A 19,587-nucleotide genomic window follows, 5' to 3' on the forward strand; every position below is an offset into this window, starting at 1 on the left:
GTCAGCAGACGTGCCGGTCGCGCTCCGGCGAGTACAGGTGGCTGTCGCGGAACTGCGTCGCGGCCAGCGTGCGGCCCACCAGGATCACCGCCGTCCGCGTGATGCCCGCCTCCTTCGTCGCCGCCGCGATGTCCGCGAGCGTGCCGCGCAGGATCACCTCGTCCGGGCGGGACGCGAGAGCGACCACGGCGGCGGGGCAGTCCTCGCCGTAGTGCGGCACCAGCTCGGCGACGACGCGGTCGACGTACCGGGCCGCCAGGTGCAGCACCAGGAGCGCGCCGCTGCGGCCGAGGGTGGCGAGGTCCTCGCCCTCCGGCATGGGCGTGGCCTGCTCGGCGATGCGGGTCAGGATGACCGTCTGGCCCACGGTCGGCACGGTCAGCTCCCGCTTCAGCGCGGCCGCCGCGGCCGCGAAGGCCGGTACGCCGGGCACGACCTCGTACGGGATGCCGGCCGCGTCCAGCCGCCGCATCTGCTCGGCGACGGCGCTGAAGACGGACGGGTCGCCGGAGTGGAGGCGCGCGACGTCGTGCCCCTCCTCGTGGGCCCGGACCAGCTCCGCCGTGATGGCGTCCAGGTCGAGGCGCGCGGTGTCGACGAGCCGCGCCCCCGGCGGGCACTCGGCGAGCAGCTCGCGCGGCACGAGCGAGCCGGCGTACAGGCACACCTGGCAGGAGGCGAGGGTGCGCGCGCCGCGCACGGTGATGAGGTCGGCGGCGCCGGGGCCCGCACCGATGAAGTAGACGGTCATCGTGAAACTGCTCCAGGCTTGGTTACGGACCATTGCGTGACCGGCATGGCCTGGCGCCAGCCGGTGAAACCGCCCACCGGGACGGCGTGCGCGACCGCGAGCCGTACGAGCTCGCCGCCGTACCGCCGGTAGCGGTCGGCGAGCAGCGCCTCGGATTCGAGGGTCACGGTGTTGGCGACGAGCCGCCCGCCCGGCCGCAGGGCGTCCCAGCAGGCGTCGAGGAGCCCGGGCGCGGTCAGCCCGCCGCCGATGAACACCGCGTCGGGGGCGGGCAGCCCGGCGAGGGCCTCGGGCGCGGGCCCGGTGACCACGCGCAGGGCGGGGACGCCCAGCGCCTCCGCGTTGCGGGTGATCCGTGCGGCCCGCTCGGCGGAACGCTCCACGGCGATGGCGCGGCAGGTGCGGTGGGCGCGCATCCACTCGATGCCGATCGAGCCGGAGCCGCCGCCGACGTCCCACAGCAGCTCGCCGGGCGCGGGCGCCAGCGCGCCGAGCGTCGCGGCGCGCACGTGGCGCTTGGTGAGCTGGCCGTCGTTCTCGTACGCCGCGTCGGGCAGGCCGGGCACGGCCCCGAGGCGCAGCGCGCCGTCGGCGCGCACACAGGTGACGGCGATGACGTTGAGCGGGTCGCCGGGCGCGTGGGTCCAGGCGTCGGCGGTGCCGGTGAGGACGCGCTCGCGCTCCGGGGAGCCGAGCTGCTCCAGTACGCGCAGGGTGCTGGGGCCGAAGCCGCGTTCCCGCAGCAGGGCCGCGACCTCGCCGGGCGTCGCGGCGCCCGCGCTGAGCACCAGCAGCCGCCGCCCGTCGTGCAGCGCGGCGGCCAGCGAGGCGAGGGGCCGGCCGACCAGCGTGACGGTCTCCGTCTCCTCCAGGGGCCAGCCGAGCCGGGCGCAGGCGTACGAGACCGACGACGGGTGCGGCAGGACGCGCAGCCGCTCGGGGCCGGCGGTCTCGGCGAGGGCGCGGCCGATTCCGTGGAACATGGGGTCCCCGCTGGCGAGCACGGCGATCCGGCGCCCGGCGTGCTCGGACAGCAGCCGGGGGACGGCGGGCCGCAGCGGCGAGGGCCAGGCCACGCGCTCGCCACGGCACTCCGCGGGCGGCAGCAGGGCGAGCTGCCGGTCGCCGCCGATGACGACCTCGGCGGCGCGCAGGGCGTCCCGGGAGGCGTCACCGAGCCCGGCCCAGCCGTCCGCGCCGATGCCGACGACGGTGACCGGATGGCGGATGGCTATGGGGCTGCTGCTCACGGGCCCGAACCCTATCGGGTGGTCACGTGCCGGCCACCTCTGGGCAGGCCCGCCGCCGGGTACCCGTGTCCCTACCGACCCCGGTTTCGAGAGGTGTGAGGGCGATGGAGTTCGGGATCTTCACCGTCGGCGACGTGACCCCCGACCCGACGACCGGTCGGGCGCCGACGGAGCACGAGCGGATCGCGGCCATGGTGACCCTCGCCCTCAAGGCCGAGGAGGTGGGCCTCGACGTCTTCGCCACCGGCGAGCACCACAACCCGCCGTTCGTGCCGTCGTCCCCGACGACCCTCCTCGGGTACATCGCCGCCCGCACCCGCCGGCTGGTGCTGTCGACGTCCACGACCCTCATCACCACCAACGACCCGGTGAAGATCGCCGAGGACTACGCGATGCTCCAGCACCTCGCGGACGGCCGCGTCGACCTGATGCTGGGGCGCGGCAACACCCCGCCCGTCTACCCGTGGTTCGGGCAGGACATCCGGCAGGGCATCCCGCTCGCCATCGAGAACTACGGACTTCTCCACAAGCTGTGGAGGCAGGAGTCGGTCGACTGGACGGGCCACTTCCGTACGCCCCTGGAAGGCTTCACCTCCACGCCGCGCCCGCTGGACGACGTACCGCCCTTCGTCTGGCACGGCTCCATCCGCTCGCCCGAGATCGCCGAGCAGGCCGCGTACTACGGCGACGGCTTCTTCCACAACAACATCTTCTGGCCCCAGGAGCACACCAAGCGGATGGTGACCCTCTACCGCGAGCGGTTCGCGCACTACGGTCACGGCGACCCCGAGCAGGCCATCGTGGGCCTGGGCGGCCAGGTCTTCATGCGGCGCAACGCGCAGGACGCGGTAAGGGAGTTCCGGCCGTACTTCGACAACGCCCCGGTGTACGGGCACGGCGCCTCGCTGGAGGAGTACACCGCCCAGACGCCGCTGACCGTCGGCTCCCCGCAGCAGGTCATCGAGCGGACCCTCACCTTCCGCCGCACGGCGGGGGACTACCAGCGCCAGCTGTTCCTCCTCGACCACGCGGGGCTGCCGCTCAAGACGGTCCTGGAGCAGCTGGACCTGCTCGGCGAGGAGGTCGTCCCCGTCCTGCGCGAGGAGTTCGCGGCCCTGCGCCCGGCGGGCGTCCCGGAGACGGCCCCGCCCCACCCGGCCACCGCCCGCTAGCGCTCGCGACCCGCCAGCGCCGGCGACGTGGGCGCGGACGGCTCACTCGTGCCCGTACTCACTCGTGCCCGTACTCACTCGTGCGTGTAGAAGAGGTAGAACGCGATGAGCCCCGCCCCCGCCCCCACCACCAGCGACACCGCCGCCGCCGTCAGGACGCTGGCGCCGCTCAGGCTGTACAGCCACCCGACGCCCAGCCCGACCAGCGCGCCGTACGCCGCCCCGCGCAGCTCGCGCGGCAGGGACGCCCGGGTGCGGCGCAGGAGGTAGTACAGGCCGCCGAACACCAGGCCGCTGACGAGGCCCAGCATCGCGATGCCGAAGGTGATCGTGCGCCCGTCGCGTTCGATGTGCTGGGCGTAGAGGGCGAAGAGGAAGCCGAGGACGAGCGGCAGCTTCCAGCCCGTACGAGGCCGGGTCCGGCTCTCGTCGCGGTGGCGGGCGCGGGTGTATCCGGGTGTGGCGGGTGCGGACATGGTGGCTCCTTCCACGCACTCACTTCACTCCCTCAGAGCACACCGGTGGCGGCCGTCCGGCAAGTGGATCAGCCAGGCTCGGGGCGCCCGGCCCCCGCCCGTCACGCCCGACCTGCGCGCCCGCCCCCGATCCGGGAAGGTGGGATCCATGGACAACGAGCAGATCCTCGACCACATCGGAGCGCTCGTCCGCGAGGAACGGGCGCTGCACGACCGCGCCGGCGCCCTCACCGGCGACGAGGAGGCGCGCCTGCGGTCCCTGGAGGCCCAGCTCGACCAGTGCTGGGATCTGCTGCGGCAGCGGCGCGCCAAGGAGGAGTTCGGCGAGGACCCGGACACGGCGACGGTCCGCCCGCCCGGTGACGAGGCCTACTGAGCCGCCGGCCCCCACCGGGGAGGCGCCGGCCGGGCCGTCCGGCTCGCGCCGCCCGAGTGGCTGATGCGGGCCCTGCGCCCGCAGCCCGCGCCCGTCCCGCGGGCCGCCGGCACCCGCGCCACCGCCTGGTGGCCGCTGGTCGTCGCCGTGGTGGGGGTGCCCCCAACGAAGTGAGGGGGAGGATCATCGACGCGACGACCGCCGCCCGGGTCCGCGTCGACCACGGCGCCCCGCCGCCCGACCCCGCCGAGGCGGCGGAGGTGGAGCGGCAGCTGCGCGAGCTGGCGGCGGGGCTGCGCACGAGCCATGTCGTCGCGGGCGTACGAGCGGAATGGGACGACGGCGGCGGGGAAGAGGGGAGCAGCGTGCTCGGACCGCTGCGCCAGGAGGTGCGGGCGGCCCGGGCGATCGCCTCACCCGGGCCGGACTACGATGCGCACGATCCACGCGTGCAGCACCGCTCCTGAACCACCGCACCTACCGCTATATGCCGTCATATGCCGTGCCTTCCAAGGACATTCGCCATGCGCAGCATCACTCCCAGGGGTCTCCAGCCCAATGTCCTCGGTACGTTCGACACGATCGTGATGGCCGTCGCCGGCAGCGCCCCCGCGTACTCGCTGGCCGCCACCACCGCCGTCCTCGTCGGCGCCGTCGGCTTCGCCGCGCCCGCCGCGCTGCTCTACTGCGCGATCCCGATGCTGGGCATCGTGCTGGCCTTCGGCCGGCTCGGCCGGATCGACGTCAACGCGGGCGCCGGCTACTCCTGGGTGGGGCGCACCCTCCACCCCTTCCTGGGGTTCCTCTCCGGCTGGGCACTGGTGGTCGCCGCCACGATCTTCATGGTGGCCGGTTCGCTGCCCGCCGGTCAGCTGACCCTCGCGCTGTTCGATCCGCACCTCGCCGCGAACACGACGCTCGCCACCGCCGTCGGAGCGGGCTGGTTCCTGGTGATGCTGCTGGTGGTGCTGGGTGGGGCCCGGCTCACCGTACGGGCCCAACTCCTCATCACAGGCGTGGAGTTGGCCATCCTGCTGCTCTTCGTGTGCGGCGCGCTGCTGCACCGCGGCTCGGCCGCCGCCTTCGACTGGTCATGGCTCGGCTTCTCCCACTTCGACGGCGTCTCGGGCTTCGCGTCCGGCGCGCTGATCGCCGCCTTCTGCTACTGGGGCTGGGACGTCACCAGCAACCTCAGCGAGGAGACCCGCGACAGCCGCCGCACCGCCGGTCTCGCGGCGCTCATCGGCATCGGGATCGTCTTCCTCCTCTTCGAGGCGTTCACGATCGCCGTCAACATCATCCTGTCCTCCCAGGAGATCGCGGAGGTCGGCACGGGTGTCCTCGCGCTCCTCGGCCGCGCGATCTGGCCGGGCTGGGGCGGCAAGCTGCTGATCCTGGCGGTCATGCTCTCCACCGTCGCGACCCTGGAGACCACACTGATCCAGGTGACACGCTCCCTGTTCGCGATGGGCCGGGACCGTACGATGCCGGCCGCCCTCGGCTCCGTACACCGTCGCTGGAACACGCCGTGGGTGGCCGTCACCGTCGTGGGGGCGGTGGCGCTGGCGCTGTTCGCGGCGGCCACGGCGCTCGGCTCGGTGGGCGACATCCTGGGCGAGGCGGTCCATGCCATGGGCCTGCAGATCGCCTTCTACTACGGCCTCGCGGGCATCGCCGCGGTCGTGGCCTACCGGAGGATGCTGTTCGCCTCCGTACGGGACTTCGTGCTGGGCGGGGCGTGGCCGCTGCTCGGCTCGGCGTACATGTTCTGGGTGTTCGTCACGGCGCTGGAGGAGCTGAGCCCCACCTCGGTGGCCGTCGGCCTGGGCGGGCTGGCCGCCGGGCTCGTCCCGATGCTCTGGTACTGGCGCAAGGGCAGCGCCTACTACCGCTGCCCGGCGCGGCTCGACGCGGTGCGCGCGATGGCGGCGGTGGAACCGTACGGCGGTGTTCCGGGGCAACGGCGCGGCGGCGCGGGCGAGCCGCTGGCGACGGACTTCTGATGGCGGCCGCCCGCCGGCGGTCGGCCCACCGCCGTTCGGCCCGCTTCACGCCCGACTTCGACCCGGACTTCGGGGACCGGGCGCTGACCGCCGCCCGGCACGACATCGTCATCGGCCGCTGGCAGGGCGTACGCGACCTGCTGGCCGCACCGGACGGGGACGGCGGCTGGGCCCGGCGCACCCTGCGGCTGCGGATGCTGGCCCACGCGGCGGCCGGCTCCACGGTGGTGGAGGCGTGGCGGGCGGCCGAGCCCGACCACCCGGACGCGGCGGTGCTGCGGGCCGCGACCGAGGTCGTACGGGTCTTCACCACCGCGATCGCGGCGGGCACACCGCCCGGCCCGGGCACGGCGGTGGACCGGGCGCGCCTCGACGCCACGGTCCTCGCCTGCCTGACCGCGGCGGACGCGCGGCCCGCCGACCCGATGCCGTGGGTGTCGCTGCTGACGGTGGCGCGGCTGTACGAGGGCGGTGTCGGGCGCCGCGAACTACGCGGCTGGTGGGACGAGTTGCGGCGCCGCGACCCGTACAACCTGGAGGGCCACGTCCAGCTGCTGCGCTACTGGTCGGCGCGGTGGCACGGCACCCACGGCGCGATGTACGACTTCGCGCGGGACGCGGCGGGCGCGGCGCCGCCCGGCTCGCCGCTGCCGGTCCTGGTGCAGATCGCGCGGGTGGAGGAGTACCGGTACGTCGTCGAGAGCGGGCGCGGCCGGGGCCCGGTGCGCGGCTTCGACCAGCACTGGAAGCACGAGCTGGCGGCCACGGAGGTGCGGCGCACGCGGGACCGCTGGATCGGCGGCCGCGCGCCCGGGCCGGTCCGGCCGGAGGATGTCGAGCCGCTCAACTTCCTGACGCACGCGGCCTGCCACGCGGGCCTGCCGGAGGTGTACGGGGAGCTGTTCGGGCTGCTGGGGGCGCGGGCGTCGTGGATGCCGTGGGCGTACACGGGCGACCCGGCGCAGCAGTACACGAGGTGGCGCGGGGGGACGGCCCGCGCCACCTCGTGACCCCCCGTGGGTCAGACGCCGATGTTCCGGCCGTCCTTGCGGTACACGGCGACGACCGCCGGGCGGACGATCTTCCCGGGTCCGTCGGGCCAGGCGGAGGCGGGCTTCTCGACGGACGCGCCGTCGACTTCGCCCGGGTGCTGGACGGCGACGAGCACGCGCCGCTCCTGGATGACCGGCCCGCACGTCTCGGCGCCGGTCGGCACGGTCAGGAACTGCTTGAGCTCACCGCGCCGCTCGCCCTGCGTGGCGACGGCGAACAGGCCGTCGTGGGAGCCGAGCTGGTTGCCGTCGGTGGAGATCCACAGGTTGCCGTACGGGTCGAAGGCGACGTTGTCGGGGCAGGAGATGGGGCTGACCTTCTCCTTGGGGTAGCCCGCGAAGTACGTCGCCGGGTCCTCCGGGTCGCCCGCGACGAGGAACAGCCGCCACGCGAAACCGTCCGAGGCCGGGTCGTCCCAGTGCTCGGCGAGCTCCAGGACGTGGCCGTGCTTGTTGGTGTTGCGCGGGTTGGCCTCGTCGGCACCGGCCTTGCCGGCCGCGCCGCGGTCCTTGTTGTTCGTCAGCGCGACGTACACGCGGCCGGTGCGCGGGGACGGCTCGACGTCCTCCGGGCGGTCCATCTTGGTGGCGCCCACCTTGTCGGCGGCGACGCGGGTGAAGACGTACACCTCCTCGGCGGTCATCCCGGGGACGTGGCTGGTCGTGCCCGTCGCGAGGGGGATCCACTGCCCGCTGCCGTCGAACTCGCCGTCGTTCGGCAGCTTGCCGGTGCCGTCCACGTCGGACGGGGAGTCGCCGGTGAGCTTGGCGACGTACAGCGTGCCCTCGTCGAGCAGCGTCAGGTTGTGCTCGCGGGCGCGGCGCGAGGTGCCCTTCATCATCCGCTTCGACGAGACGAACTTGTAGAAGTAGTCGAACCGCTCGTCGTCGCCCATGTAGACGACCGGCCGGCCGTCGGCCGTCAGGCGCGGCTGGGCGGCCTCGTGCTTGAAGCGGCCGAGCGCGGTGCGCTTGCGGGGCGTGGAGTCGGGGTCGTACGGGTCGAGCTCGACGACCCAGCCGAAGCGGTGCGGCTCGTTGGGCTCCTGCTTGACGTCGAAGCGCTTGTCGAACCGCTCCCACTTGCGCTCGGTGGCGCCGGAGCCGATGCCGTACCGCTTGTCGGTCGGGGACGAACCGTGGGCGAAGTACTGGTTGAAGTTCTCCTCGCCGTGGAGCGTGGTGCCCCAGGGGGTGGTGCCCCCGGCGCAGTTGTTGAGGGTGCCCAGGACCGTACGGCCGGCCGGGTCGGCACTGGTCTTGAGGAGGTCGCCGCCCGCCGCCGGGCCGGTGAGCTCGAACGTGCTGGTGGCGGTGAGGCGGCGGTTGAGCGGGTGGCGGGTGACGGGCGTGAGCCGGCCGGAGCGGTGCTCCTCCTGGACGACGACCACGGACAGGCCGTGCGCGGCCCAGGCGATCTCGACCTGCTCGCGGGTCGGGTTCTCGGGGTCGTACCCCTTGAACATCAGGACTTCGTCCGTGTACTCGTGGTTGGCGACCATCACCTGGCGCCCGTACTCGCCCTTCAGGGGCAGCAGCGACAGGAAGTCGTTGTTGTACCCGAACTGCCCGGCCTGCGCCTTCGCGGACTGCCGGTCGGCGTCGAAGGCGGGCGCGCCGCGCAGGATGGGCTCGCCCCAGCGGATGACGACGCTCTGGGCGTAGCCGTCGGGGACGGTGACCTTGTCGTCCGTGTTGGGCGCGACGGGGGCGAAGCGGAGTCCGCGGGCGCCGGCGCTCCTGCCCGCGCCCTTCCCGGCGGTGGGGGCCGCCGGGGTGGCGGCGACCGCCTCCTGCCCGCCCTGTACGGCGAGGGCGCCGCCCGCGGTGGCGGCGACGGTCACGGCGGCGGTGGCCCGCATCATCGACCGGCGCGAGAGGGCGCCGGCTATGACGTCGCCGACGTACTCGTTGTCGCTGGTGTTCGGCACCTCGTGGAAGCAGGCGTCACCGCAGCGGTAGCGGCAGGTGAGGGCGGACCGACCGCCCCCGTGCGAGTGGGTGCTCAGCAGCGGCAGCAGTCTGCGCACTTCGTTCCTCTTCCTCGTTTCGCGAATTCCGTCCGGCGTGACGCTAAGTGCGGATATGAGCAGCGCGGCGGCGACAAGATGAACGATGCATGAATCGAGGGCGTCGGGGGCGGGCTTGACGCGATTGCCCCTTGCCTTTCGGCGCCACACGGGGCGGCTAACCTTACGTGTCCGCCCTGGCCGGGGATGATTCCCGCAGTACGGACATACACGGCACCCAACATGCGAAAGGCCTCGCCCATGGGCATTCGGAGCTTGCTGCGCAAGGTGTTTGGACGCGACCGTGCGGAGCGTAACGAGTCGGCGGCCACGGCCCCCTCCGTCCCGCCCCAGACGGAACGGGCGGTGCCCCCGACGACGACGGTTCCGTCGCAGTCACCTGCTTCCCCCGCGGAATCGGCCCCTTCGGCCTCTGCGGTGTCGTCCTCTGCGGCGCCCTCGTCGGCGGAGTCGTCCTCCGCGACGTCGTCCCCCGCGGCGCCTTCTTCGACGGAGTCGTCCTCCGCGGAGTCGTCCCCCGCGGAGTCGTCCCCCGCGGAACAGGCGGCAGCGGACCTGGTGGCCGCCGCCTTCGACGCGCCTCGCCCGCGCCGCACGACGATCCCCCCGGCGCGGGACGCGTCGTCCACGTCGTCCACGTCGGGGACGCCTGAGGTGCCTGAGCCCTCGCCCGAGGTGGCCGGGGTACCCAAGCCCGCGGAGGCCCCGGACGCTGCGAAGACCCCGGAGGCGGCCGCTGCGCCTGCCGCCGAGACCCCGGAGCCGGAGGTGGCCGCCGCGGCGGAGGCCAAGACCGCCGAGCCTGAGGCCGCCGAGACCCCGGAGCCGGAGGCCGCTCCGGCCGCCGAGGCGCAGCCGGAGCCCGAGGTGGCCGCCGCTGCGGAGGCCAGGACCGCCGAGCCCGAGGCCGAGCCCGAGAGCGCGGAGCCGGAGGCCGCTCCGGCCGCCGAGGCGCAGCCGGAGCCCGAGGTGGCCGCCGCTGCGGAAACCAAGACCGCCGAGCCCGAGGCCGCGGCCGCCGAGGCCGAGGCTCCCGAGCCCCAGCCGGAGCCCGAGGCGGAGGCGCAGCCGGAGCCCGTCGCCGAAGCACCGGCCCCCGCCGAGAGCGAGGACGGCACCGACGACACCACGCCCACACCCACGCCCGCGGCCGCATCGACCGAGCCCGTCGAGGAGCAGCCGACGGCGCCCGCGGGCAAGCCCGCGCACACGCTCGCCCGCGTCAAGGCGCGAGCGCCCCAGGGCGCGGTCGTGGACGCGTACAAGGCCGCCGGCTCCGTACTCAAGAAGCGCGGCCTCACCGGCGCGCGGGCCAGCGTGTACCTGGTGCTGGACCGGTCCGGCTCGATGCGCCCGTACTACAAGGACGGCAGCGCCCAGCACCTCGCCGAGCAGGCGCTCGCGCTCGCCGCGCACCTGGACGAGGACAAGGACGCCACCGTCCCGGTGGTGTTCTTCTCGACGGAGATCGACGGCACCGGCGAGGTGACCCTGGACGACGTCGACGGCAGGATCGAGGCCCTGCACGACAGCCTCGGCCGCATGGGCCGGACCAACTACGACCGGGCGATCGCGGAGGTGCTCTCGCTGCACGAGAAGTCCGGCGCGGCCGACCGCCCGGCGCTGGTGATCTTCCAGACGGACGGCGCGCCGGAGTCGAAGACGGCGGCGACGCAGGCGCTGGCGGACGCCGCGGCTCGCGCGGGCGGCATCCAGTGGCGGTTCGTGGCGTTCGGGGAGAAGGACGCGAAGGCGTTCGACTACCTGCGCAAGCTGCAGGCGGAGAACGCGGGCTTCTTCCACGCGGGCCCGGAGCCCCGGGAGGTCCCGCACGCGACGTTCTACCGCGAGCTCCTCGCGGACTGGTCGGTCTGACCGACGGCGTACGCCCAAGGGGGGAGACGGCCGGGACCCGGCCGTCTCCCCCCTTGAAACGAAGGTGAGGGCAGCGCGCGGCGGCGGATAGGATTTCGACCATGGCGGCCACTGGATCCGAGAAGCAGGGGACGAAGGCGTACTACGTCACGACCCCCATTTACTACGTCAACGACGCTCCTCACCTGGGCCACGCCTATACGACCGTCGCAGGCGACGTGCTCACCCGCTGGCACCGCCAGCGTGGCGAGAAGGTGTGGTACCTCACCGGCACGGACGAGCACGGTCAGAAGATCATGCGCACGGCCGAAGCGAACAACGTCACTCCGCAGGAGTGGTGCGACAAGCTCGTCGAGGAGGCGTGGAAGCCCCTCTGGGAGCACTTGGAGATCGCGAACGACGATTTCATCCGCACCACCGAGAAGCGGCACACGGACCGCGTCCGGGAATTCGTGCAGGACCTGTACGACAAGGGCGAGATCTACAAGGGCGGGTACGAGGGCCCGTACTGCGTGGGCTGCGAGGAGTACAAGCTCCCGGGCGATCTCATCGAGGCGGAGGACGGCACGAAGCTGTGTCCGATCCACAAGAAGCCGGTGGAGATCCTCAAGGAGGAGAACTACTTCTTCAAGCTGAGCGAGTACGGCCCGAAGCTGCTCGACTTCTACGAGAAGAACCCCGGTTTCATCCAGCCGGAGTCGGCCCGCAACGAAGTCGTGAACTTCGTGAAGCAGGGCCTTCAGGACCTTTCCATCTCGCGGTCGACGTTCGACTGGGGCATTCCGATCCCGTGGGACGAGAAGCACGTCATCTACGTGTGGGTCGACGCGCTGCTGAATTACGCGACGGCGGTCGGCTACAACGAGAACCCGGCGAAGTTCGACGAGACGTTCCCGGCGAACGTGCACCTGGTCGGCAAGGACATCCTGCGCTTCCACGCGGTGATCTGGCCCGCGATGCTGATGGCGCAGGGGCTGCCGGTGCCGGGCAAGGTCGCGGCGAACGGCTGGCTGATGGTCGGCGGCGAGAAGATGTCGAAGTCGAACCTGACGGGCATCAAGCCGCAGGACCTGACCTCGCACTTCGGTGTGGACGCGTACCGCTGGTACTTCCTGCGGGCGATCGCGTTCGGCAGCGACGGGTCGTTCTCGTGGGAGGACTTCACCGCCCGCTACACCTCCGAGCTGGCGAACGACTACGGCAACCTCGCCTCGCGCGTGGCGGCGATGGTCGGCAAGTACTTCGAGGGTGCCCTGCCCGCCGCGACCGCGTCCGGAGCGGCGGAGGAGGCCGTCCAGGCAGGCCTGGCCACGGCGGTCGCGGAGGCGGACCGGAAGATCGGCGAGGAGCTGGACTTCCAGGGCGGCATCCTGGCGATCTTCGACTTCGTGAAGCAGGTCAACGGCTACATCACGGAGCAGGAGCCGTGGAAGGTGGCCAAGGACGACAGCGAGGAGGGCCGGGCCCGCCTGGCGACGATCCTCTACACCGCCGCGGAGGCCCTGCGCGCGGTCGCGGTCCTGCTGAACCCGGTCATGCCGGACACCTCGGCCAAGCTGTGGGACTCCCTGGGCGCGGAGCCCGCCCTGGGCGCCCTGGCCGACCAGCGCGTCCAGGACGCCGCCACATGGGGGCAGCTGCCCGCCGGCGCGACGGTCACGAAGGGCGCGGTGCTCTTCCCCCGCCTGGAGGACCCGAAGAAGGCCTGACCCGCCCCATGCACACCGACGCCGAGGCCGCCGCGCTCCCACCCGGAGCCGGCGGCCTCGCCGTGCCCCAGCTGGAGATCTACTCGGTGGAAGGCCCGGTGTGCGTCGTACGGTGCTGGTCGGGCCCCGTACGCGTGGGGCAGACCTTTGAGGACGGCCGCCTGACCGTCACGGCGATCCAGCGGTACAGCCGCCGCGTCGAGACGCTGGACACGGCCCACTCGGCCAAGGTCACCTTCTCCGGCGACGCGGTCCCGCGCCTGCGCCACAGCACCGCCATCTCGCCGACCGGACCACGCCTCTACGGCTACGTCGGCGACCCTGCGATCCGGGCCGCCGTGCGCCCCGGCACCGAGGGCCGCGCGATCCGCACGCCGGGGGACTTCGCCGCCTGGGCCTCGGAGCAGACACCCGACGACCTCGCCGAGCCCTTCACCTACGTCATCGACGCCGACGGCGTGCTCCGCCTGGCCCCCCGCCACAGCGAACACGTCGCCTGCGCGGCCCGGGGATGGGTCTTCGGCGCGGGCGAGATCGCCTTCACCCACGACGGCGACGGCTGGGCGGTCACGTCCCTGACCAACCAGTCCACGGGCTACTGCCCGGACCCGGACTCCTGGCCGCCCGTATCCGCCGCCCTCTCCCTCGCGGGCCTCGCCTACACCGACGGCTTCACCCACGCGTTCGTCTTCCGCCACTGCGGCGGCTGCGAGCAGCTGAACGTGGTGCGGGACGGCTTCTTCGTGTGCGTCTTCTGCGGCGCAGACCTCCACCATGAATGAACCGTGAAGTCCGTAGAGTTCAGTGCACCCAGTCCTTCAGCGGCTCCGTGTCCAGCTCGATCCCGACCGGGTCGGGAAGGGTGACGCTCTTCCCGAAGGGGACCGTGTTCACCAGCTCGTACCTGGTGCCGTCCGGCTGCGAGTGGACCTTGATCTCACAGCTGTCCCGGTCGATCAGCAGATAGACGGGGATTCCGGTCTCGGCGTACGCGCGCGGCTTCTCCACGCGGTCCCGCTGGTCGGTGTCGGGGTCGCCGGACGTGACCTCGACGACCATCAGCACCCCGTCGGGACTGGCCCACTCACCCTGCCCGACGAAGGTGCCACTCCGCGCAAGGCAGCCGTCCGGGCGGGCGTTGCCCTTGCGGTACGTCTCGATGTGGAGCCCCTGGTCCGGGTAGAGCCACCACGCGGCATCGGCCTGAATGCACAGCCGAGTCAGCCACTCGATGATCCGCCCGTGATCGCCGTCCGGCACCGCCTTGACCCCCATCTTCCCGCCGACGAACTCCAGCCGCAGTGCCTCGCTCGTACGTATGGCGTGGCGGGCGATCTCCTCGAATTCGTCCTGGGTCATGGTCACGGACCGCTCCTCGGGGACGATGCTCACGACAGTCGCTCCTTCCCGAGACAGTGGGAACCAGGTCGGAGCCATGTTCCACGGTACGGTCTCGCCACGTACGCCGGGAACGCGAAAGTCCCCCGAACGAGCGTCCGGGGGACCTGCGGAAGCCGGGTGGCGGCGGAGGCGGAGCAGCTGTGGCGGATACACGCTGATCGCCGGGACCGAGGCGTTCCTGAACGCCACGGTGGCTGAAGGGGTCGATGCGGCACGGGCTCGATCGGCCTGAGGGCTTCCGTACGAAAGGGCCCGGAACCGTGTGTACGGTTCCGGGCCCTTCGTCAGTGCCTCGTGTCGCTTACCGCGCCGCGTCCGGGTGGACCGACTCGGTCACCGGGCGGGACTCCGCCGACTTCGGCGCCACCGGCTTGCGGAGCGCGATGTTCAGCTCGCGGAGGCGGGACTCGTCCAGCTCCGTCGGGGCGCCCATCATCAGGTCCTGGGCGTTGCCGTTCAGCGGGAAGGCGATCGTCTCGCGGATGTTCGGCTCGTCCGCGAGGAGCATGACGATGCGGTCCACGCCCGGGGCGATGCCGCCGTGCGGCGGGGCGCCGAAGCGGAGGGCGCGGAGCATGCCCGCGAACTCCTGCTCGACGGTGTCGCGGTCGTAGCCCGCGATCTCGAAGGCCTTCAGCATGATCTCGGGCTCGTGGTTCCGGATCGCGCCGGAGGAGAGCTCAACGCCGTTGCAGACGATGTCGTACTGCCAGGCCAGGATGTCCAGCGGGTCCTTCTCCTCCAGGTCCTTCATGCCGCCCTGGGGCATCGAGAAGGGGTTGTGGGAGAAGTCGATCTTGCCGGTCTCCTCGTCCTTCTCGTACATCGGGAAGTCGACGATCCAGCAGAAGCGGAAGACGTTCTCCTCGAAGTGGCCGGCGCGCTTCGCGGCCTCGACGCGGACCGCGCCCATGATCTTGGAGACCTCGTCGAACTCGCCGGCGCCGAAGAAGACCGCGTGGCCCGGGGCCAGGGAGAGGCGCTCGGTCAGCGTCTTGACGTTGTCCTCGGTGAGGAACTTGGCGATCGGGCCCGTGAAGGACATGTCCTCGCCGACGCGGATCCAGGCCAGGCCCTTCGCGCCGTGCTCGACCGCGAAGTCGCCGAGGCCGTCGAAGAACTTGCGGGTCTGCGACGCGACGTCCGGCACCGGCAGCGCGCGCACGTGCTTGCCCGCGAACGCCTTGAACTCGGAGTCGGCGAAGACGTCCGTGATGTCGACGAGCTCCAGCTGGGCGCGCAGGTCCGGCTTGTCGTTGCCGTACTTCAGCATCGCCTCGCGGAACGGGATCCGCGGGAAGGGGGACGTGACGGGGCGGCCGCCGCCGAACTCCTCGAAGAGCTCGGTCATGAGCTTCTCGATCGGCTGGAAGACGTCCTCCTGCTCGACGAAGCTCATCTCGACGTCGAGCTGGTAGAACTCGCCCGGCGAGCGGTCCGCGCGCGCGTCCTCGTCGCGGAAGCAGGGCGCGATCTGGAAGTAGCGGTCGAAGCCGGAGATCATCAGCAGCTGCTTGAACTGCTGCGGCGCCTGCGGCAGCGCGTAGAACTTGCCCGGGTTCAGGCGGGACGGCACGACGAAGTCACGGGCGCCCTCGGGGGAGGTCGCGGTGAGGATCGGGGTCGCCATCTCGTTGAAGCCGAGGGCCACCATCTTGGAGCGGATCGCGGCGATCACGGCGGACCGCAGCATGATGTTGCGGTGCATGCGCTCGCGGCGCAGGTCGAGGAAGCGGTACTCCAGGCGCCGCTCCTCGTTCACGCCGTCGTCCGCGTTGATCGTGAACGGCAGCGGGGCGGAGGCGCCCAGCACCTCGACCTCGGCGACCTCGACCTCGATCTCGCCGGTCGGCAGGTCGGGGTTGACGTTCTCGGTGCCGCGCGAGACGACCTTGCCGTCGACGCGGACGACGGACTCCTTCGTCTGCTTGTCCAGCGCCTCGTACGCGGCGGTGCCGGGCCGGGCGACCAGCTGCGTGATGCCGTAGTGGTCGCGCAGATCGATGAAGAGGATGCCGCCCAGGTCGCGCCGATTGTGCAGCCAGCCGCTCAGCCGGACGTCGGTACCGACGTCAGAGGCGCGGAGCTCGCCGCAGGTGTGGGACCTGTACCGATGCATCGTCGTTCATCCAGTCTCGGGATAGGGATAGGGCTCGACGCGTCAAGGGTACCGGCCGCGCCTCGGCGAGGTTTCCGAGATCGCCGGTGGCGGGCGGTCTGCCCGTCTTCTTAGAGTGGGTCAATGCGCACCGAGGACGTCCTGGCCGCGATCGCGACCGGCCTGTGGCGCTGGGACAACGCGACCGGGATCGTCACGCTCGACGCGGAGGCCGCCCGGCTGCTCGGGCTGCCCGCCGAGCCGGTGGAGCTGACGGAGGCCGCCGTACGCTCCCGCTTCCACCCCGTCGACTGGAACGAGATCGACGGCATCGTGAACCTCGCCGTCGCCGAGGGCACCCTCGCCGAGGCGCGCCTGCGGATCGTGGACGAGACCGGCCGGGTGCTCCGTACCGTACGCAGCCGCTCCCGGCCGTTCATCGACGGCACCGACTACCACCTCGTCGGCACGCTCCAGGAGGTCGCGGAGCCGCCGGCCGGCACCGCCGCCCGCACCCCCGTCACCGGCGACTGGCGCCGCTCGCGCGAGGCGTTCCTGCTGGACGCGGGGCGGGCGCTGGCGGAGGCGCGGTCCACGGCGGAGGTGCTGCGGGTGGCGGCGTCGCTGTCGATGCCCGGCTTCTCGCCGGACGGCCTCGCGGTCTTCGGGGTGGCGGGCGACCGGCTGACGATCATCGGCCACCACGGGCACAACGCGGGCGACGACGGCCCCTTCGCGGACATGCCGCTGGAGACGGACTACCCGGCGGCCGAGGTCGTACGGTCCGGGCGGGCGATCTACCTGCCGTCGCCGGAGGAGTACCGCGCCCGCTTCCCGGCGACCTGGCCCCTGGCGCAACGTTTCGGCAGGGAGTCCTGGGCCTTCCTGCCGCTGATCGTCGCGGGGCGCACGATGGGTGCCTGGATGGCGGCGTTCAAGCACCGGGTCGCCTTCACGCCCGACGAGCGGTCCGTGCTGACGACCGTGGCGCGGATGCTGGCGCAGGCGCTCGCGCGCGCGGGGGTCGCGGAGTCCGAGCGCGAGCTGTCGCTGGGCCTCCAGCGCACGATGATGCCGGTGCTCGGCCCGGCGATCCCCGGCATGGAGGTGGCCGCGCGGTACGTGCCCACGGGCGGCGGGCTGCAGGTCGGCGGCGACTGGTACGACGTGATCCAGCTGCCGGCCGGGCGTACCGCTCTCGTCATCGGCGACGTACAGGGACACGACGTACGGGCCGCCGGCCTGATGGGGCAGCTCCGGATAGCCCTGCGCGCGTACGCCTCCGAGGGCCACCGGCCGGACGCGGTGCTGTCGCGCGCCTCCCGCTTCCTGTACGGGATCACCGACAGCGCCGAGGGGGACCACGGCGGGCGCTTCGCGACCTGCCTGTACCTGGAGGTCGACCCGGCGACGGGCACGGTGGACATCGCGCGGGCCGGGCACCCCGACCCGGCGATCCGGATGGCCGACGGGACGGTGGTGCAGCGGCCCACCGCGGGCGGCCTGCCGCTCGGCATCGTCCCGGACACCGACTACCCGACGACGCGCCTCACGCTGGAGCCCGGCGAGACGTTGATGATCTGCACGGACGGGCTGCTGGAGACCGGCGGGCACGACCTGGAGTCGGGCTGGGCCCGGATCCGCAAGCTGCTGGAACAGCACGACGCCGCCGACGGGCTGGAGGTGCTGGCCGACTGCCTGGTCCAGGCGGTGCACGGGCCCGGCTCGCACTACACCACGGGGCCGTTCGCCGACCGGCGCGAGGACGACATCGCGGTGCTGCTGCTGTCGCGTACGCCGGAGGGCGCCGCGCAGCGGGTGCCGGTCCGCCGCACCGCGCTGACCGTCGCCCAGGCGGAGCCGGAGCGCATCGCGGCGGGGCGGCAGCAGCTGCGGGAGCTGCTGCACGACTGGGCGGACCCCGAGCAGGTGGACGCGGCGGTCCTGATGGTCTCGGAGATGCTGACGAACGTCCTCGTCCACACGGACGGCGACGCGCTGCTGGTCGCCGAGGCGACGGGCGAACGCGGGGCGCGCCTGCTGCGCGTCGAGGTCGCGGACGCGAGCGACGAGCTGCCGCACAAGCGGCGCCCGGGCGAGATGGCCTCGTCGGGCCGGGGCCTGCTGCTGATGGAGATGCTGGCGCAGGCCTGGGGCGTGGACCCGCGGGGCGAGGGCAAGTCGATCTGGTTCGAGCTCCGCGAGGGGGCGGCGCCGGCGGAGTCGGCGGGGCCCGTGGCGTTCTACGAGGCGGAGGACCCGCTCGCGTAACGCCTGCGCAGTTCGCCGAGCACCCCGAAGGCCGCCGCCGTCAGCGGCACCGCCAGGAGCATGCCGAGGATGCCGGCGACCGACGCGCCCGCCGTGATGGCCAGCATGACGACGGCCGGGTGCATCTGGACCGTGCGGGACTGGATCACCGGCTGGAGGACGTGCCCCTCCAGCAGCTGTACGGCGAGGACGACGCCGACCGCCCACAGCGCGATCACCCAGCCCCGGTCGGCGAGTGCGACGAGGATGGCGACGGCGCCGGAGATGAAGGCGCCGAGGTACGGGATGTACGCGCCGACGAAGACGAGCGCGCCGAGGCCGAGGGCGCCGGGCACGCGCAGGATCAGCATGCCGATGGTGATGAGCACCGCGTCGATCAGCGCGATGAACGTCGTGCCCCGCATGAACCCCTCCATGGCGCCGAAGGCGCGGCGGGCCATGGCCTCGACGTGGTCGGCGCTGTGGCGCGGCGCGAGCGAGCGCAGCGCCGCCATCGCGCGTCCGGAGTCGCGGAGGAAGAAGAAGACCAGGAGCAGGGCGAGGACGGTCATCGCGATCACCTCGCCGACCACGCTGAGCCCGCTGATCACTCCGGAGGCCGCCGTACCGCCGAATTTCCCGAGCAGCTCGCGTGCGTTGGCGGCGAGGTCGCCGAGCGAGGTGCCGGCCGCGCCGAAGTGCGGGGCGAGGCCGTCCGCGGCGCGCCGCAGCGAGGCGAGGATCTGGTCGCCGGTGTCGATGAGCACCCGGGCGACGACGTACGTGGCGCCGCCGACCACGGCCACGACGGCGGCGCAGGTCAGCCCGGCGGCCAGTGACCGCTGCACCTTCATGGCGAGGAGCCGCCGGTGGAGCGGCCCGAGGAGCGCCGCGCCGAGCAGGGCGAGCAGGACCGGGGTCACGGCGGTCTGGAAGGTGACGCACAGCCAGACGCCGACGGCCGCGACGCCGGTCAGGAGCAGGATGACGACGCACCAGGCGGCGAGGCGCCGGACGGGCTCGGGCAGCAGGGTGTGCACGCCCCCAGCGCACCACGCCCGGCCGGGGGCCGCCCGTGGACGGGCCCCGGCCGGGTGACGCGGCGTCAGCTTCCCGGGAGCGGCGCGTCAGATGTCCTGGAGGG

The 19,587-nt window shown here is 72.8% G+C and carries 15 protein-coding genes and 1 pseudogene; 9 read left to right on the forward strand and 7 right to left on the reverse strand.

The features are described 5' to 3' along the window. Position 1 precedes the first annotated feature (1 nt). A complete protein-coding gene (gene cobM / locus AB0A69_RS24080; protein WP_361425580.1) occupies positions 2-751 on the reverse strand; it encodes a precorrin-4 C(11)-methyltransferase in 750 nt (249 codons plus the stop codon). Beyond that, complete coding sequence (cbiE, locus tag AB0A69_RS24085; protein ID WP_361425583.1) at positions 748-2,001, reverse strand: precorrin-6y C5,15-methyltransferase (decarboxylating) subunit CbiE; 1,254 nt, start codon at positions 1,999-2,001, stop codon at positions 748-750. Before cbiE ends, cobM begins: the two co-directional genes overlap by 4 nt. A 104-nt stretch (positions 2,002-2,105) precedes the next feature. Here cbiE and AB0A69_RS24090 point away from each other — a divergent pair, with 104 nt between their 5' ends. Continuing rightward, positions 2,106-3,173: an LLM class flavin-dependent oxidoreductase gene (locus AB0A69_RS24090; protein ID WP_361425586.1), complete on the forward strand. Its 1,068-nt coding sequence runs from the start codon at positions 2,106-2,108 to the stop codon at positions 3,171-3,173. Between the two features lie 74 nt (positions 3,174-3,247). Here AB0A69_RS24090 and AB0A69_RS24095 read toward each other — a convergent pair whose 3' ends face one another. Next, on the reverse strand, positions 3,248-3,649 hold the full coding sequence (locus tag AB0A69_RS24095; RefSeq protein ID WP_361425589.1) for a hypothetical protein: 402 nt from the start codon (positions 3,647-3,649) through the stop codon (positions 3,248-3,250). 148 nt (positions 3,650-3,797) lie between these two features. On the opposite strand from AB0A69_RS24095, the gene AB0A69_RS24100 reads away from it, so the two are divergent. The 4 genes and pseudogenes from AB0A69_RS24100 to AB0A69_RS24115 all read left to right on the forward strand — a co-directional run bounded on the left by AB0A69_RS24100 (position 3,798) and on the right by AB0A69_RS24115 (position 7,038). Then, positions 3,798-4,025, forward strand: coding sequence for a DUF2630 family protein (locus AB0A69_RS24100; protein WP_361425592.1), 228 nt, complete (start codon positions 3,798-3,800; stop codon positions 4,023-4,025). Positions 4,026-4,133: 108 nt separating this feature from the next. Further along, positions 4,134-4,492: pseudogene (locus AB0A69_RS24105) on the forward strand (hypothetical protein); the annotation flags it as partial. 57 nt (positions 4,493-4,549) lie between these two features. Beyond that, the gene (locus tag AB0A69_RS24110) at positions 4,550-6,028 is read left to right on the forward strand and encodes an APC family permease (protein WP_361425595.1); all 1,479 of its coding nucleotides are present in this window, start codon (positions 4,550-4,552) and stop codon (positions 6,026-6,028) included. Then, positions 6,028-7,038 carry a hypothetical protein gene (locus AB0A69_RS24115; protein ID WP_361425598.1) on the forward strand — a complete coding sequence of 337 codons (1,011 nt, stop codon included), beginning with the start codon at positions 6,028-6,030 and terminating at the stop codon, positions 7,036-7,038. Before AB0A69_RS24110 ends, AB0A69_RS24115 begins: the two co-directional genes overlap by 1 nt. Positions 7,039-7,049: 11 nt before the next feature. On the opposite strand, the gene AB0A69_RS24120 is transcribed toward AB0A69_RS24115, so the two are convergent. Further along, the gene (locus AB0A69_RS24120; protein WP_361425601.1) at positions 7,050-9,110 is read right to left on the reverse strand and encodes a PhoX family protein; all 2,061 of its coding nucleotides are present in this window, start codon (positions 9,108-9,110) and stop codon (positions 7,050-7,052) included. Positions 9,111-9,764: 654 nt separating this feature from the next. Here AB0A69_RS24120 and AB0A69_RS24125 point away from each other — a divergent pair. The 3 genes from AB0A69_RS24125 to AB0A69_RS24135 all read left to right on the forward strand — a co-directional run bounded on the left by AB0A69_RS24125 (position 9,765) and on the right by AB0A69_RS24135 (position 13,476). Next, complete coding sequence (locus AB0A69_RS24125) at positions 9,765-10,985, forward strand: VWA domain-containing protein (RefSeq protein WP_361425604.1); 1,221 nt, start codon at positions 9,765-9,767, stop codon at positions 10,983-10,985. Between the two features lie 101 nt (positions 10,986-11,086). After that, positions 11,087-12,694 (forward strand): methionine--tRNA ligase, encoded by a 1,608-nt coding sequence (metG, locus tag AB0A69_RS24130; RefSeq protein WP_361425607.1) that lies wholly within the window; start codon positions 11,087-11,089, stop codon positions 12,692-12,694. Positions 12,695-12,702: 8 nt separating this feature from the next. After that, on the forward strand, positions 12,703-13,476 hold the full coding sequence (locus AB0A69_RS24135) for a hypothetical protein (protein WP_361425610.1): 774 nt from the start codon (positions 12,703-12,705) through the stop codon (positions 13,474-13,476). 19 nt (positions 13,477-13,495) lie between these two features. Here AB0A69_RS24135 and AB0A69_RS24140 read toward each other — a convergent pair whose 3' ends face one another. Both AB0A69_RS24140 and aspS read right to left on the reverse strand, forming a co-directional pair. Further along, positions 13,496-14,053, reverse strand: a complete 558-nt coding sequence (locus AB0A69_RS24140) for a Uma2 family endonuclease (protein ID WP_361425825.1) — start codon at positions 14,051-14,053, stop codon at positions 13,496-13,498. A gap of 343 nt (positions 14,054-14,396) precedes the next feature. Next, a complete protein-coding gene (aspS, locus tag AB0A69_RS24145) occupies positions 14,397-16,214 on the reverse strand; it encodes an aspartate--tRNA ligase (RefSeq protein WP_361425613.1) in 1,818 nt (605 codons plus the stop codon). 123 nt (positions 16,215-16,337) lie between these two features. Between aspS and AB0A69_RS24150 the strand changes: the two genes are divergently transcribed. Further along, positions 16,338-18,464, forward strand: a complete 2,127-nt coding sequence (locus AB0A69_RS24150) for a SpoIIE family protein phosphatase (protein ID WP_361425616.1) — start codon at positions 16,338-16,340, stop codon at positions 18,462-18,464. Here AB0A69_RS24150 and AB0A69_RS24155 read toward each other — a convergent pair. After that, complete coding sequence (locus AB0A69_RS24155; protein ID WP_361425619.1) at positions 18,437-19,483, reverse strand: AI-2E family transporter; 1,047 nt, start codon at positions 19,481-19,483, stop codon at positions 18,437-18,439. The genes AB0A69_RS24150 and AB0A69_RS24155 overlap by 28 nt on opposite strands. Between the last annotated feature and the right edge of the window lie 104 nt (positions 19,484-19,587).

The sequence above is a fragment of the Streptomyces sp. NPDC045431 genome, assembly GCF_040646655.1.
Lineage (GTDB): Bacteria > Actinomycetota > Actinomycetes > Streptomycetales > Streptomycetaceae > Streptomyces.